This window comes from Ningiella algicola, from assembly GCF_028401415.2.
Classification (GTDB): Bacteria; Pseudomonadota; Gammaproteobacteria; order Enterobacterales; family Alteromonadaceae; genus Glaciecola.
The window spans coordinates 2,248,195-2,264,254 of record NZ_CP171821.2; the positions used below are offsets into that span (position 1 = coordinate 2,248,195).

The window sequence follows — 16,060 nt, forward strand, 5'->3', positions numbered from 1 at the left end:
TATGATCAGGGTCAGAATAAAAACACGTGAAGCGTCTATCAATTGACTCAAGGTCTCACCAAACAAACTTAGGGGATGCATCAGCTTATGATGAAATCAAAAGTGAGTGTTGCAGTATTAGCAGCATTGGCAAGTACGGCTATTTACGCACAAGATTCACAAAGCGCTAAAGCAAAAATAGAAACAATAGAAGTGACAGCAACAAAACGTTCTGAATCAATTCAAGATGTGCCTGTTTCAGTCACCGCATTAAACGGCGAGGCCCTAGAAAACTTAGGGATCGACGATTTTGCAGATTATGTCGAATTTTTACCTAATGTGACCTTCCAAGGGACAGGCCCCGGTCAAAACGAAATTTATATTCGAGGTGCTGCAACCACACAAACGAATATTTCCGTATCGTCGGTTCAAGCCTTACAACCCTCAGTGGCACTGTATTTAGACGAGCAACCTATTTCTATGCAGGGAAGAAATTTAGATGTCTTCGCGACGGATATGTCTAGAATTGAAGTGTTGCCGGGGCCTCAAGGTACCCTTTTTGGCGCCAGCTCTCAGTCCGGCACTGTAAGACTCATTACCAACAAGCCCGATCATTCTGGCTTTTCAGCAGGCGTCGACAGTGATTTTGCCGCTACTAAAGGCGGTGAGAACAGTTCTACGGTAGAGGCATTCTTTAACTTCACCTTGAATGAAGACCTTGCCGTGCGCGTTGCAGCGTACAACTCTAAACAAGGCGGATGGATTGATAACATTCTTAATGTACCAGGAGAAGGCGGTTATATTGGCAGTGCTGTAGTCATCGACCGTATCTCTGGTGGCGTGTTGTCAGACCCGTCGAACACCCCAGTTGTTTCACCGAAGAATGACAGTTTAGTTGAAGATGATTTTAATGATGCCGTATATTCGGGCGCCCGATTTGGTCTGTCGTATATTATCAACGAAGATTGGAATTTAGTAGTTCAACATACTCAACAGTCTCTGGAGACCGAAGGGGTATTTTCCTACGACCCTAATCTTGAGGGCGAAAGCTCAACCAATCGATTTATTCCTGAAGATAATGACGACGAATTTGGCCTCACAACTTGGACACTTGAAGGGCGCTTAAACAAGTTGGACATCGTCTATACAGGTGGCTATCTAGACCGAGATATCAATTCAACAATTGACTATACCGGCTACACGAATGGCGGATTGTTCTCGGCATATTATGTATGTAATCATTACGAAGCGGCAACACCAGCTGATGAACGATGCTTAGACCCAACAAAATTCTATAAAGAGGCCACTGAAACTTCGCGCGTTACTCATGAGTTCAGAATTAATACCGACGTTGAAAACGACTGGCGAATTACCGCTGGTGTGTTTTACGACTCACAAGATGTCGACACGGTTGGACAGTTTAATATTGCCAATACCGAACTCGGGTTTTTCACAGATTTAGCCAGAACTACAGTAGGGACTGACGGTATAAATAGCGACGGTGGACCATTTTCGTCTGAAATTAGTTTTGTAAATGATGTATCTCACGGTATCGACCAAATCGCATTGTTTGGACAACTTGAATACGACCTTACCGATAAACTCACTGCTACATTGGGCGCGCGATGGTACGAAATCGAAGATTCGTACCGCGGCTCTACTACCACCGTTGACGTGTCTCGTCGCCTACAAGCATTTGGCACATTAGATCCAAGTGAATTAGCAGCAGTTGGCCTGGATCCTGTGGCGGTGCAATCGGCAATTGATAGCGGTCAACTAGATGTTAGCTTGCTAGACGGTGATGGCGTTCTCACGGTAGATGACACAATATTTAAGTTCTCGCTGGATTACAAAGCATCTGACGACGTATTACTTTTTGCCACCTATTCTGAAGGCTTTAGACCCCCGGTGACAAACCGAGTGGGCGGCGGTTTAGCGACCAATCAAGCGGGTGCCTTTGAAAACTTCCGCATCCCTGTGTATTCCCTCACCGATACCCTAGATAATTATGAGCTGGGTATGAAAGGGGACTTTTTAGATGGTATTCTTCGTGTGAACGCAACCGCTTTTTACTCTGAAATAAGCGATTTGCAAACGTCCCGCTTTGACCCCACTAATATTAGCTTTTTGGTATTTACCGACAACGTAGGTGATGCCGAAATTACCGGGCTTGATGCAGATATAACATGGCTTGCTACGGATAATCTGATCATTGACGCAGCCTTTAGCTTATTAGATACAGAGCTGACCTCGATAAATCCAGAGCTTGAGGGCATCGCTTTGCCTGTTGGCGCTGAATTACCATACTCCGCTGGTTTTTCCGGTAACTTACGGGCTCAATACTTTTATGAGCTACCCGATGGATTAACCGGCTACATCAATGGTTCAATTTCCTATACGGGCGACCGCCTTGCTGGAATGAATATGGATGCTTACGTGATCGAGGATGCCACTCGCCTTATTTATGGAGTGGGCTCTGGATTGGAAATTCAGGACGAAGCGACTGTATTTGACGGCGTAACCTATCCCGATTCCAATGGCAACACCTTTAGGGGTGGGCGATACGTGCAAAAGAGTTATACCATTTCAAATGTGGCCTTCGGTGTCACCAACGATGAATGGAAAGCTGAGCTTTACATCGATAATATATTTGATGAAAGTGCCATATTGTATATCGATACACAGCAGTTTACGCCGAAAGTGGTTACCAATCGTCCACGAACAATGGGCGTGCGCTTGTCATATGACTTCTTCTAATCTTGCATTAAGCTGATGTAGTATAAACAAGGCAAGCGATGCGCTTGCCTTTTTATTAAAATCGATTGCGATGAATGCACCTTATGGACACAAATAACCGTCAGCCAAGCACACCCAAAGACGCGCTTCAATCGGCTAAACAAGCCTTAAGCCAAGGCCGCTTTGATCAGGCAGTGGCTACCGTAAGCCACGCACTTTCTGAGCTTGAAGATGCAAAAGACAAGGTGGAATTGTTGTATGTAAAGGCAGTGGCAAAGCGTCTGTCTGGAGACAACCAAGCAGCAATTGATATTAATCGTGACCTTCTGAAAATTGCCCCAAATCACGCTCGCGTGTACCAAGAGCTAGCGTACCTTAATCGCAACTTAAACCGCACACAGCAAGCTGCCGAAAGCTTCTATAAAGCCACACAACTCAATCCTGCGCTGCTTGCCAGTTGGAACGCACTGTTAGCGCACTATAAACAGAGCGGGAATACAGAAGCTGAAATCATTGCGCAAGCCCAAATCGATTATTTGAATGCCCTGCCTAAACAAATTTTACATGCCCGCGATCTCATGTATGAAGGTCAGTTACATCAAGCCGATCAATTATGCAGACGCTTTTTGCAAACCAATAAACACCAAGTAGATGGCATGCTTTTGCTCGCCGAAATCGGGATTGCACTTAAAGTATATTCAGACGCTGAGTTTTTGTTGGAAAGTTGCCTAGAGCTCTATCCTGATAATACCGCTGCCGGCATCGAGTATCTTAAATTACTGAGTAAAATGGGACGTTTTCAAGCTGCTAAGGATATTGCCAGCCAACTCCTAATAAAACACGATAACCATTTGGGGATCTTAAGCGCAAAAGCGAGCGCAATGGTGGGCCTAGGTGAAATAGATGCAGCGATAGACCTGTATCATCATGCCCTTAGCTTAAGCGGCGAATCCGCCGGTATTTATTTGCTCTTGGGTCACGCTTACAAAGCAGCTGGAAAATTAGCTGAGGCAGTCAAGGCCTATCAACAAGCTTACGATAAGCAATCAGGTTTTGGAGATGCATTTTGGAGCTTAGCCAATACCAAAACCTATGCCTTTACTGATGCAGAAATAGCGATGATGGAAGGGTATTGCGATGCTCAGACTAGGTTAGAGAGTGTGAGCAAAGATGATCAGATTCATTTGCATTTTGCACTTGGTAAAGCTCATGAGGACCGCGCGAATTTTGATTCTGCTTTTCGTCATTATGATGTTGGGAATCGTCTTAAACGCCATGCTAACGGATATAATAGCGAGATCGTTACTGCGCAAGTAGCCAATCAAAAAAGGGTATTTAGCAAACGGTTTATCGATAAAATTATCAAGCGAAGCAAGGAGGCTTGTCACGCGCCTGATCCTATATTCATCGTTGGTCTTCCTCGCGCAGGCTCAACCTTACTTGAACAAATACTCGCATCTCATTCTAAAATAGACGGTACCATGGAACTTCACAACATCATGGCACTGGCGGCACGCTTGCGCGGGCAAAAAAACCAATACCCTGAAATGCTAGAAACACTGGCTCCCGAGTATTTTTCGCGATTTGGTCAGCAATACATTGATGATACGCGTATATACCGTCAAAATGCGCCCTATTTTATAGACAAAATGCCAAATAACTTTATGCATATTGGCTTAATACGTCTGATTTTACCCAATGCCAAAATCATCGATGCGAGGCGCGAACCCATGGCATGTTGCTTCTCTGGATTCAAACAATTGTTTGCTGAAGGTCAAGACTTTAGCTATAGCCTGCAAGACATCGGCCAATACTATTTAGACTATGTGGATATGATGCAGCATTGGGATGAAGTATTGCCCGAATTTGTACTTAAGGTAAAACATGAGGATGTATTAGATAATCTGGAAGGTGAAATTAAGCGCATGCTCGATTTTGTTGGACTTGAGTTTGAGTCATCCTGCTTAGACTTTCATAAAACTAAACGCGTCATTAAAACGCCAAGCTCAGAGCAAGTGCGACAGCCCATATTTAAAAGCAGTGTGGATCAATATAGAGCATTTGAAGCACATTTAGCTCCGCTTAAAGATACACTGTCGCCATTGCTGTAAATTTACCGCTAGATGCCCAGATCTCGCGTCATGTTCTCATTACGCTCTTTATGCACAATGACATTGTCTTCAATGCGCACCCCGCCAAATGGTCGAAAACGCTCTACCACATTCCAATTTACATATTTTGAATGCTCAGATGCCCGCAGATCTGCAAGCAGTGAATCAATAAAATACACCCCAGGCTCAATCGTAAACACCTGTCGGGATTCTACCGTTCTGGTGCATCGTAAAAAGGGATGTTCCGGTGGTGGCGGGTTTGGCGTGCCTCTATCGTCGTTTACATGGCCTGCTACATCATGTACCTGTAAGCCTAAGAAGTGGCCAATGCCATGTGGAAAAAAGGCACTCACGATTTTCGTCTCAACCGCATCCTCAGCTCGCATATTCAGCACTTCGAAATCTTGTAAGATCTCCCCTACTCCAGCATACGCTAGGCGATGAACATCTGCATAATTCGTACTCGGTTTAAGTGCGTCCACACAGCTTAGCGTCAGTTGGTTTACACGGCTAATTAGCTCAGAAAACGCCCCTTGCTTGCTAGAGTAGGTGCGAGTAATGTCCGCTGCATAACCATGATATGAAGCGCCAGCATCAATTAAAAAGCTCAGATGTTGCTCTGGCTTGCACGTATCTAAGCGCATGTAGTGCAATATGGCGTTATGCTCATTGAGCGCAACGATATTATTGTATGGCAGGTCATTATCGCCCTGATGTGCAGCAAGCAAGTATGCCTGATTAATTTCAAACTCACTGCATTTTGCATCAAAAGCGGCTTTAGCGGCTTTATGCGCGATAACCGCAATACGGTTTGCTTGACGCATGCAGTCTAGTTCATAGTCCGTTTTGTATGCTCGGTGGTAGTGCAAATAGTGCATGACTCTGTCCGGGTTGACTAAGTCAAAGCCCAAGGCTTTTGCCACTTCAATATACTCGCCAACATATGCATATCGTTTCTTGTCATAGGGCAGATGTTTTTCAACTGCGTTAGCTTGTTTGAGCATGACAATATCAAAATGATCAGCCCAAAAATCTGTGGGCTCAGCCGGTACCCAATGCCAGAAGTCTTCAGGACGATAGAAAATTAGCTTAGGGCGACTAATGCCATCCACAACTAACCAGCAGTTAGGATTATCTACCACCGGCAACCAGGCTTTAAACTGTGGATTGACCTTAAATGGATAGTGATTGTCATCCAAAAACTGATGTTTGGATTGCCCAGAGTGAATGATTAATCCCTCAATACCCTCTCGCTCTAATGCATCACGAGTTCTCGTTTGCAGTTGCGAGATATGATCAGAATACAGCTTTGCACGGCTCATCGTTATATACCTTAAAGAATGCCCTGTTTTTCTAACAGGCTATCATGCGGCACGGCTTATGTCAGGCGAGAGATGCAATATCAATCTGACTGCATAGTCATTTCGGTGAATCGTGCAAACAGGCGGGTGTCGGTTGGCTGGTGATTCAGCTTATCCTCATAGATTTGCTGATACGCCAACACGGCTTTTACGTAATTTCGGGTCTCTCGGTAAGGAATCGTTTCCACCCAAACATCGGCAGGCATCACGCCATTTTTCGGCAACCAGTCTTTTACTTTCCCCCACCCCGCATTGTACGATGCGGTCGCGAGTAAGGGGTTATCATCAACTTTGTTCATTAAGTAACGCAGATACTTATTACCGATACGTGCATTCGTGTTTGGTTCATATAAGTCTTTATCAGACACTCGACGGCTTTCTATATAACGAGCGGTAGATGGCAATATTTGCATTAAGCCTCTGGCGTCGGCGCTTGAGCGTGCGTCGGTCATAAACGAACTTTCGCGCCGAGCAATGGCGAAGGCCCACTCGGGTCGAATGTCATTTTTCTTAGCTTCTTTTGTCATCATCTCAGCAAATGCGGTAGGAAAGCGTCTGTCAACATCATCCAAATAGCCTTCGCGGCTGAGCGTGAAGATCGACTGATCGTGCCATCCCCACGCTGAACTTAATACCGCGGCATGGGTTTTTTCTTCCTCGGGAAGCAGGCGCTGAGCATATACCCATTCCAGTCTTGATTCATAGAAACGCTCAAGCTGACGCAATTCATATGCTCGCTTAGTTGCGGGCAAATTGGCGATTTTTGACAGTATTTCATTGTCAGCCTCAACAGGCGCGTTGTTTAAGGTGTGTGGTATGCCTAATTGAGCACTCGCAAGAAAACCATAATAATGCCGACCCTTAGCAAGTTGTTCATACAGCACCTTTGCTTGTTCATCTCTGCCAAGCGTGTCATACGCTCGGGCTAGCCAATATTGAAACTGATTTTCGTTGGTCAACTGTGCTGGCGACTTTTCAATGAGTAGTGCAATAGACTGCCAATCCTGTTTTTTAAGCAAGTAAGCTAGGTGCCACCGCATAGTTTCCGACTCTGGCTCAAGCTCTGACGCCTCAATTAACCACCGTTCGGCCTCAGGATGAGCATCTATAGCTAATGCAATTGCAAAACGGTGAATGATTCTCGCTCGCTGTTTGTCAGAAAAGGCGATTTTTTGCTGTGCTCTAGAGTATATTTTGAGCGCAAGTTCCTCATCTCGCCAGATAAGCCGAGACAAACCATAACTCAATATTTGCGCCTCTATACCGGGGAACTTACCGGGATAGCGCACCAGATGACGAACGTTTGCTGGATCGCGTCTTACCTCGCGCCATCTGTCTGCCAAATAGCGCTTGTTGTCTGGCAAGAGCGTGCGTAAGTATGGAATGATTTTATGCTGACCACCGTCGGCTGCCTTTTCGATTCGATGTAAAACTAAATCTTCAGTCAGTTTTCCAGCCTTCATCCATACACCGAATAAAGGATCGCAAGCTTCGTGTTGTGACTTACCAATATTCCATAGTTCGGGAAGCTTAAAGAATATATCGTCTTTTGGCACGCCGTCTTCATATTGATACCGCAGATACTCACACTGTAATTCAGCGCTTCGAGTTGGCTGATAAAATTCGATATACAATTCTCGCTTGTTTCGCTTGGCTAAATAGCGCAGCCAATCACGACGAAGTGAGCGCGCGACAGGCGCACTGCCATATTGTTTTAAAAACTCCCTAATCGCGTCTTCATCTTTTAAAGAAATTCGATGCCGAAGCTTCTTAGCAATAAGGTAAGGAACAAGGGGGTAATCGCCTAAACCGTTTACCGCTTCGGTCAAATCTGACCAATCCATGCTCCAAACAGCGCGTTCTGCGCGCAAAAACGCAGCCCGCTGTTTGGCTAGGACTTGTTCATCTTTCTTCCAAAGATCATCAGAGCTATCCTTACTGTAGGCGTTGGCGGTGCTAATGGACTCATCTGCTGCAAAGCTTATAGAAAAGGTCATACTCAGGCATACAGTGACGCAAAGCCAAATAATTAGCTTCGGTATAGGGCTGAGTCTATGCTGTTTAGCTGTCGCGCTGTAGTCCACGAATTTCCTATTGTGATACTTCTATTTGAAAAGGCTGCCCCACAATTGCGTGCCATATGAAGCATGCCAAAATTGCTGAGCTTTGATACTAAGTATATCGGCAGTGTTCCGCATTTGGACAATTAAATCTTACTCTGGCCTATTGATTTTTACGACCTAACTATAGATACGAACTTTATTACTAATAATACTGCGCATCATGAAAAAAAATAAGCTCATTTGCTTAGCTTCACGTAGAATCCTCATACTTTATCGCTAGCGATACTGTTTAAACAGTTGAAAATCATATTTGTTCCCAAGCGTTAGCATCTTTTAACGGCAACAATATGTAAATTTTATCGCGTGTGTGGCGACAGTTATAGAAATTATTCTCAAATACCCTACGGGAGAAAAGCATGATTTATGAGGGCAACACTCTATCGGTCTCAATGACGGATGATGGCATTGCTGAACTGGTTTTTGATGCGCAAGGTTCGGTCAATAAATTCGATAAGCAAACCGTGTCAGAATTAAGCGAAGCAACAGCAGCTATTGAGGGTACACAAGATATTAAAGGTGTATTAGTGCGCTCTGCAAAAAGTACTTTTATAGTAGGGGCTGACATCACTGAATTTACAGCTTTGTTTGCTATGCCTCAGAGTGAAGTACTCGCTTGGGTGGCAAAAACTTCGCAAGTATTCGATCGGTTTGAGGACTTACCCGTTCCGACCATCGCTGCCGTTAACGGTTTTGCGCTGGGTGGGGGTTGCGAAATGGCGCTTGCAGCTGATTTACGTGTGGCTGACACGACCGCCAAAATTGGCTTACCTGAAGTCAAACTTGGGCTTATGCCAGGATTTGGTGGCACAGTTCGTTTACCTCGCATCATTGGTTCTGACAATGCCCTCGAATGGATGACTACAGGCCGCGACCGTAATGCACAAAAAGCACTGAATGAAGGTGCAATCGATGCCGTAGTTGAGCCTGAAAATTTGCATTCTGCTGCTCGCAAAATGTTGCTTAGCGCCATTAACGGTGAGCTTGATTTTAAAGCACGCAGAAAGCAAAAAATGTCGCCGCTCAATCTAAATACTAACGAAGCCATGATGAGCTTCTCTACGGCCAAAGCAATGGTTGCGGCGCAAGCTGGCAAACATTATCCAGCTCCGCACAAAATGGTAGAAACCGTACAAAAAGCATCTGCTTCAGGGCGGGATGGTGCACTAAAACTTGAGAACGAAGGCTTCGTGGCACTAGCCAAAACCGACGCTTGCCAAGCGCAAGTCGGTATCTTTTTAGCTGACCAATTAGTCAAAAGCAAAGGTAAAAAACAAGCCAAAGCCGCCACTAAAGAGGTGAAACAACATGCAGTGTTAGGGGCTGGCATAATGGGTGGCGGAATCGCCTATCAGGGAGCAGTCAAAGGCATAAACACTGTAATGAAAGACATTGCTCAACCTGCATTAGATTTAGGACTTGCTGAAGCGTCCAAAATCTTAAACAAAGGCATGCAGCGTGGCAAAGTTGATGCTAAGAAAATGGCAAGCACGCTCACTAATATTGTACCCACGCTGGATATGAACGCGATTAAAGACGCCGACCTTATTATTGAAGCGGTGGTTGAAAACCCCAATGTGAAAGCAAGTGTGCTTAAAGAAACCGAACAAACCGTTGCTGATGACGCGATTATCTGTTCTAACACCTCAACCATCTCAATAAATCAATTAGCACAAAGCTTGTCTAAGCCTGAACGTTTTTGTGGCATGCACTTTTTTAACCCTGTACATAAAATGCCCTTAGTTGAAATTATACGCGGTGAAAAGACGTCAGACAGCACAATCGCAACGGTCGTAGCCGCCACGCTGAAAATGGGCAAAACGCCGATTGTGGTCAACGACTGCCCAGGATTTCTAGTCAATCGTGTGCTATTCCCTTACTTTGCTGGTTTTAGCCGACTCGTGCTCGATGGAGCTGACTTTACCGAAGTGGATAAAGTCATGGAGAAAATATTTGGCTGGCCTATGGGCCCAGCGTATTTGCTAGATGTAGTGGGCATGGATACAGCAGACCATGCATCAGGCGTAATGTCTGCCGGTATACCTGAGCGCATGCAAAAAATTGATAACGATCCAGTTACCTTATTGTACAGCAATGAAAGACTTGGCCAGAAAAATGGCAAAGGTTTTTATGATTATGGCAAAGACAAGCGCGGGCGCCCTACTAAATCAGCGGCCGATGCCGCTTACGATTTGTTTAAGCCCCATGTTGCCCCAAGCAAAGAGTTTGATAAAGACGAAGTGATTGCACGCTTGATGATCCCGATGGCAAATGAGGCTATTCGCTGCTTAGAAGAAGGGATCGTAGGAAGTGCCGCAGAAGCCGATATGGCCTTGCTCTATGGTTTAGGCTTCCCTCCCTTTAGAGGCGGCATTTTCCGTTACATTGAGACCATGGGCCTGGATAGGTTTGTAGAGCTTGCCGACAAATACGCTGAACTTGGTCCAATCTATCAAATAACGGATGGTGTGCGCGATATGGCAGCATCTGGCAAATCATACTTCGCTTAAAGGCAACAGGAGAAAGAATATGAAAGATGTAGTAGTAGTCGATTGTATCCGCAGCCCAATGGGTCGCTCGAAAGGCGGAGTATTTAGAAACGTGCGTGCAGAAACCTTATCTGCACACTTGATGACACAGTTACTTGAGCGAAATCCCAATTTAGATCCCGGAGAAATTGAAGACATCATTTGGGGATGCGTGCAACAAACCAAAGAGCAAGGCTTCAATGTTGCCCGAAATGCACAACTTCTTACTGAGATCCCTAGAAGTACCGGTGCAGTTACTGTAAACCGCTTATGCGGTTCTTCTATGCAAGCATTGCATGACGCAGTTTCCGGCATAATGACGGGACGCGGTGATGTTTATATGATAGGCGGCGTAGAACATATGGGACATGTTCCAATGAACTACAATATCGATTTTCACCCCGGACTTGCAAAACATACTGCAAAAGCGTCTGGCAGCATGGGGATGACAGCCGAATTGCTTGGACGACAAAATGGGATCACCCGTGAAATGCAGGACGCATTCGCGGCTCGCTCTCATCAAAAAGCCGCAGCCGCCATGAATAATGGTGGTTGGGATAATGAAATCGTTGGCGTAGAGGGGCATGACGCAGACGGAGTGCTGGTGAAGGTGCAACATGACGAAGTTATCAGACCCGAAACAACCGTTGAAACACTAAGCGGTCTACGCCCTGTGTTTGACCCTGTCAATGGTTCTGTAACAGCGGGGACTTCTTCTGCCATCTCAGACGGTGCTTCGGCGATGCTTATTATGTCAGCTGATAGAGCAAATGCCTTAGGGTTAAAAGCGCGGGCAAAGATTCGCTCAATGGCAGTAGCTGGATGCGATGCAGCAATCATGGGCTTTGGTCCAGTTCCTGCGACTAAAAAAGCGCTTCAACGAGCTGGATTATCGATGGACGATATTGAGCTTGCCGAGTTTAACGAAGCTTTTGCGGCTCAGGCATTGTCGTGTATCAAGCAGTTAGGGTGGCTTGAGACCTATGAAGAAAAAGTGAATTTGAAAGGCGGTGCAATTGCGCTAGGTCATCCATTAGGCTGCTCAGGTGCACGAATCTCAACGACGCTGATAAATAACATGGAAGAGCAAGATGTTGGGATAGGCCTTGCCACTATGTGTATCGGCTTAGGTCAAGGTATTGCAACAATTTTTGAACGCGTTTAACTACCCAGTGGCCGAAATGAAAATGGCGCGATTTACGCGCCATTTATTCAATACTTTTTAAGCAAAGTATTAAGTGGACAGATTGCTAGCTATACCGTTTCTACGTTGGCTGCTTGCAAACCTTTTTGACCTTCTTCAACCTCGAAAGTAACGCGTTGGCCTTCTGGCAGTGTTTTGTAACCTTCCGCAACAATTGCGCGGAAATGGACAAAAACATCTTTTCCACCGTTATCTTGTGTTAAAAACCCATAACCCTTTTCAGGGTTAAACCACTTAACTGTGCCTGTAACCTTAGACATGTAAACCTCAAACTTAATATCAATACAGCGCAAAATTGATGCGCAATCAGCATTAAAGATAAGAAGCTTATTGAAATTAACCGCCAACCTTAAGCTAGCGTATATACTTTTCAGTATCCGATAAGGTCATTAAAATTCTTATCAATAACACCATAAGTTTAGCAGAAGCTCAGAAAACACAAGTGAATCGAGCATATATTTAACAAATAATTCACGCTATTTGGACTTAATCGTTTTAGTTATATTGCCAAGCACAAAGCGCTCGAGATACATCAACATGGGCGCATGATTGTATCCATAGCAAAATCATGCGCCTATGTTGCGTGGAAGTGTCCGCAATCTTTACAATAAGCAATATTTAGTTTTAAAAAACTCGTAAAAACATGGTGTTACAAAATGGTATGAATATTGATTAAAATTGCTCATCAGCACCATATTAATAATCGTGGATTGACTATTAGGTGCTACATGCAGAAATAGTATTTTACTGCGCTTACTCACTCATTTTGGAAAGGACAGTTTTATGAAAAAAGCACTTATCTTAATCACTTGTTTATTCGCTACGTCTGCGAATGCTGCTTTAGTATCATTTACAGACCGGAGCGCATTTGATGCTGCGGCTGGCGCGACTAGCATAGAGGACTTTGATTCATTCACCATCGATACACAATTCCATACAGGTACTCTCGATGTGGGCGACTTTAGCCTTTCAATGACATCAACTCCGAGCACCAATTTTAACATTATCGATGTTCCGCCATTAGCAAATGCAGAGTCCGATGTAAACGGTTCAGCAAATATGCGCGTGTTTACAAATGGCAACTTAGGGGTCGATTTAATGTTCATGTTCGATACCGCCATTTCGTCCTTTGGCGCAGACTTTAGAAGCCTGAATGATGAGATAGCAAGAACTGAGATTGTAGTAGGTGGCGAAGTGCTTACTCTGCCAATTGCGTCTGGTTCTGGTCAGGCCTCTTTTTATGGGTTTACGTCTGACACGGCTTTCACTTCGGTAATCTTTCGTGGAATCGTCAATGACGTATATGGCATTGACAACGTTACATACGGTTCTGCTACTGCGGTATCAGCTCCTTCAACCCTTGCTATGATGTTGCTTGGCGTTGCTGGCTTCGTTGTTGCGCGCAGAAAGCAGGCATAGTTCATACCTCGCAAATATGACTCGGTAGCTTATTCATAAGTTACCGAGACTTTGTGCCCTAGACCCAAAAGATAAACGTCATATTTGAATAAAAAGGGCATAAGATGGACGGGCGACAGTATAGAAATCATTCTTTCCTACAAAGACAATATCCCCACGTTCTCATCGCTCCAACCAGTCTTATAGAATTATATGTAGCAGTGGTTTTTCAATGGATTATACCAGTTTACTCGTGTTGTCCTAAGGACGAAGCGCTCTATCACCTCGAGAAAGACCGCAAACACCCGTTCTGGCTGATTCAGCTATGTCGGCACACTGCTTCATTACATCGCTAAAGGCCGTTAGCTTGTCGCTGGTGCCGGTAATTTCTATGGTGTAGTGCTGAGACGTAACGTCTAGAATACGTGCACGAAATATATCAACGTTTCGCTTCACCTCAGCTCGAGCGCCCTCAGTGCGTGTGGAAACCTTTATTAGCATAAGCTCGCGTTCAACATGTCCCGCCTCAGTTAAATCGACAACACGCAATACATCGATAAGCTTATTCACTTGCTTAGTAATTTGCTCTATAACCTTGTTATCGGCTTGAGTAATGATTGTTAAGCGAGACAAGCTCTCGTCACTTGTGGGCGCTACGCATAAGGAATCGACATTGTACCCACGCTGTGAAAATACACCCATAATGCGCGATAGTGAACCCGGCGCATTTTCCATCAATACTGAAATAATTCGTCGCATTAAGTTCGCTCCGTCTTACTTAATCTCATATCGTCCATCGCTCCATACTTAATTTGCATTGGATAAACATGTTCATTTTGATCCACTGCAATATCCATAAATACCAAACGATTTTTTTCAGCAAAGCATCGTGCCATTGCATCGTCCAATTCATCAAGCTTGTCGACTTTAATACCCACATGACCATAAGCCTCGGCAAGTTTCACAAAATCTGGCATCGAATCCATATAAGAATGGGAGTGACGCCCCTTATAATTCATGTCTTGCCATTGTCTTACCATTCCCAACGCCCGGTTATTCAATGAGATGATTTTTATGGGAAGATCATATTGTAAACACGTAGAAAGCTCCTGAATATTCATCTGAATACTGCCATCACCGGTTACCACAACAGAACAAGCATCAGGATGTGCAAACTGCACGCCCATGGCAGCAGGCAAACCAAAGCCCATAGTGCCAAGGCCACCAGAATTAATCCATCGACGCGGCTTAGCAAAGGGATAATAGAGGGCCGCGAACATTTGATGTTGACCAACGTCAGAACTGACGTACGCTTCCCCGTTGGTGTGCTCATATAAAGCTTCTATCACTTTCTGCGGCTTTATGACTTCTTCACCTTGCGCATAATCTAAACATTTGCGCGCGCGCCACTCATTAATTTGCTGCCACCAGTCTTCAAGCTTCTCATCTTGCTGAGATAAGTCATGGTCCTCAAGCACCGCCAAAATCTGCTCAATGACTGTTTTCACCGAGCCAACCACAGGTATGTGTGCGTTTACTGTCTTAGATATGGACGCAGGATCGATATCTACGTGGATAATATCTGCATGAGGGCAGAACTTATCGACATTGTTGGTTACCCGATCATCAAAGCGTGCGCCGAGGGAAATAATACAATCTGCATTGTGCATCGCTTTATTCGCTTCAAGCGTGCCGTGCATGCCCAACATGCCAATAAACTGTTTGTGCACGCTCGAAAATGCGCCCAAGCCCATTAGTGTACTGGTAACAGGCGCCTTTAACATTTCAGCCAGATGCGTTAGCACCACATCAGCGTCGCTAGCAATAGCCCCTCCACCGACGTATAAAACAGGCCGACTTGCCTTTAACAAGCTCGCAACGGCTTTTTTAATTTGCTTTGAATGGCCTTTCAATGTTGGATTATAAGAGCGCATTGTTACATCGTCGGGGAATATGTAAGGATGTGAATCCTGAACATTGACAAGATCTTTTGGTAAATCGACCACCACTGGGCCCGGTCGTCCGGTATTTGCAATATAGTAGGCTTGCGCGATGGCTTTTGGAATATCGACGGCACGCTTGACGAGAAAGCTATGTTTAACGACAGGTCTAGAACACCCTACCATATCCGTTTCTTGAAAAGCGTCTTCACCAATATGCATCGAAGGCACTTGACCTGATAAAACCACCATTGGAATGGAATCCATGTAGGCGGTCGCAATCCCGGTAAGCGTGTTGGTTGCACCCGGGCCAGAAGTCACGAGCACAGTACCCGTCTTTCCAGTCGCTCGGGCATAGCCATCGGCCATATGCGAAGCGCCCTGCTCATGACGTACCAACACGTGCTTTATTGAATCTTGTGCAAACAGTGCATCATAAATATCAAGTACAGCGCCGCCTGGGTATCCAAACAAATGGGTTACACCCACATCTTTTAAGGCCTCTACGACCATTGCGGCACCCGACATCATTCTCATCATTTGCCTCCTAAAAAAGCCTGATTGATTTAGCAGGCAATATACCTGCATAAATGAAAAGAAAAAACACAAAAACTGGAAAAAGTGAAACACCTATCCCGATATAGTAATTTTTTAGGATGAACATTCTAAAAAATGGGTTTTTT

General features: G+C 44.9%; 10 protein-coding genes. 5 read left to right on the plus strand and 5 right to left on the minus strand.

Going from position 1 to position 16,060, the window contains the following annotated elements:
* Positions 1–87: 87 nt before the first annotated feature.
* Together PN836_RS09765 and PN836_RS09770 are read left to right on the plus strand one after the other, a co-directional pair.
* Positions 88–2,736 carry a TonB-dependent receptor gene (locus tag PN836_RS09765; protein ID WP_395345180.1) on the plus strand — a complete coding sequence of 883 codons (2,649 nt, stop codon included), beginning with the start codon at positions 88–90 and terminating at the stop codon, positions 2,734–2,736.
* Between the two features lie 83 nt (positions 2,737–2,819).
* Positions 2,820–4,826 carry a tetratricopeptide repeat-containing sulfotransferase family protein gene (locus PN836_RS09770; protein WP_395345182.1) on the plus strand — a complete coding sequence of 669 codons (2,007 nt, stop codon included), beginning with the start codon at positions 2,820–2,822 and terminating at the stop codon, positions 4,824–4,826.
* Between the two features lie 8 nt (positions 4,827–4,834).
* Here PN836_RS09770 and pepQ read toward each other — a convergent pair whose 3' ends face one another.
* Entirely contained in the window at positions 4,835–6,148 is a 1,314-nt protein-coding gene (gene pepQ, locus PN836_RS09775) for a Xaa-Pro dipeptidase (protein WP_395345184.1), read from the minus strand.
* A gap of 80 nt (positions 6,149–6,228) precedes the next feature.
* On the minus strand, positions 6,229–8,184 hold the full coding sequence (locus PN836_RS09780) for a transglycosylase SLT domain-containing protein (protein ID WP_395345186.1): 1,956 nt from the start codon (positions 8,182–8,184) through the stop codon (positions 6,229–6,231).
* Positions 8,185–8,666: 482 nt separating this feature from the next.
* On the opposite strand from PN836_RS09780, the gene fadB reads away from it, so the two are divergent.
* Both fadB and fadA read left to right on the plus strand, forming a co-directional pair.
* Positions 8,667–10,817, plus strand: coding sequence for a fatty acid oxidation complex subunit alpha FadB (gene fadB / locus PN836_RS09785; RefSeq protein ID WP_395345188.1), 2,151 nt, complete (start codon positions 8,667–8,669; stop codon positions 10,815–10,817).
* 19 nt (positions 10,818–10,836) lie between these two features.
* A complete protein-coding gene (gene fadA, locus PN836_RS09790) occupies positions 10,837–12,000 on the plus strand; it encodes an acetyl-CoA C-acyltransferase FadA (RefSeq protein WP_395345190.1) in 1,164 nt (387 codons plus the stop codon).
* 89 nt (positions 12,001–12,089) lie between these two features.
* On the opposite strand, the gene PN836_RS09795 is transcribed toward fadA, so the two are convergent.
* On the minus strand, positions 12,090–12,299 hold the full coding sequence (locus tag PN836_RS09795; protein WP_395345192.1) for a cold-shock protein: 210 nt from the start codon (positions 12,297–12,299) through the stop codon (positions 12,090–12,092).
* A 523-nt stretch (positions 12,300–12,822) separates the two neighbouring features.
* Here PN836_RS09795 and PN836_RS09800 point away from each other — a divergent pair.
* On the plus strand, positions 12,823–13,458 hold the full coding sequence (locus PN836_RS09800; RefSeq protein ID WP_395345193.1) for a PEP-CTERM sorting domain-containing protein: 636 nt from the start codon (positions 12,823–12,825) through the stop codon (positions 13,456–13,458).
* Between the two features lie 240 nt (positions 13,459–13,698).
* On the opposite strand, the gene ilvN is transcribed toward PN836_RS09800, so the two are convergent.
* Together ilvN and PN836_RS09810 are read right to left on the minus strand one after the other, a co-directional pair.
* Positions 13,699–14,196: an acetolactate synthase small subunit gene (ilvN, locus tag PN836_RS09805; protein ID WP_395345195.1), complete on the minus strand. Its 498-nt coding sequence runs from the start codon at positions 14,194–14,196 to the stop codon at positions 13,699–13,701.
* Positions 14,196–15,914: an acetolactate synthase 3 large subunit gene (locus PN836_RS09810; RefSeq protein ID WP_395345592.1), complete on the minus strand. Its 1,719-nt coding sequence runs from the start codon at positions 15,912–15,914 to the stop codon at positions 14,196–14,198. The genes ilvN and PN836_RS09810 overlap by 1 nt, the downstream gene beginning before the upstream one ends.
* Between the last annotated feature and the right edge of the window lie 146 nt (positions 15,915–16,060).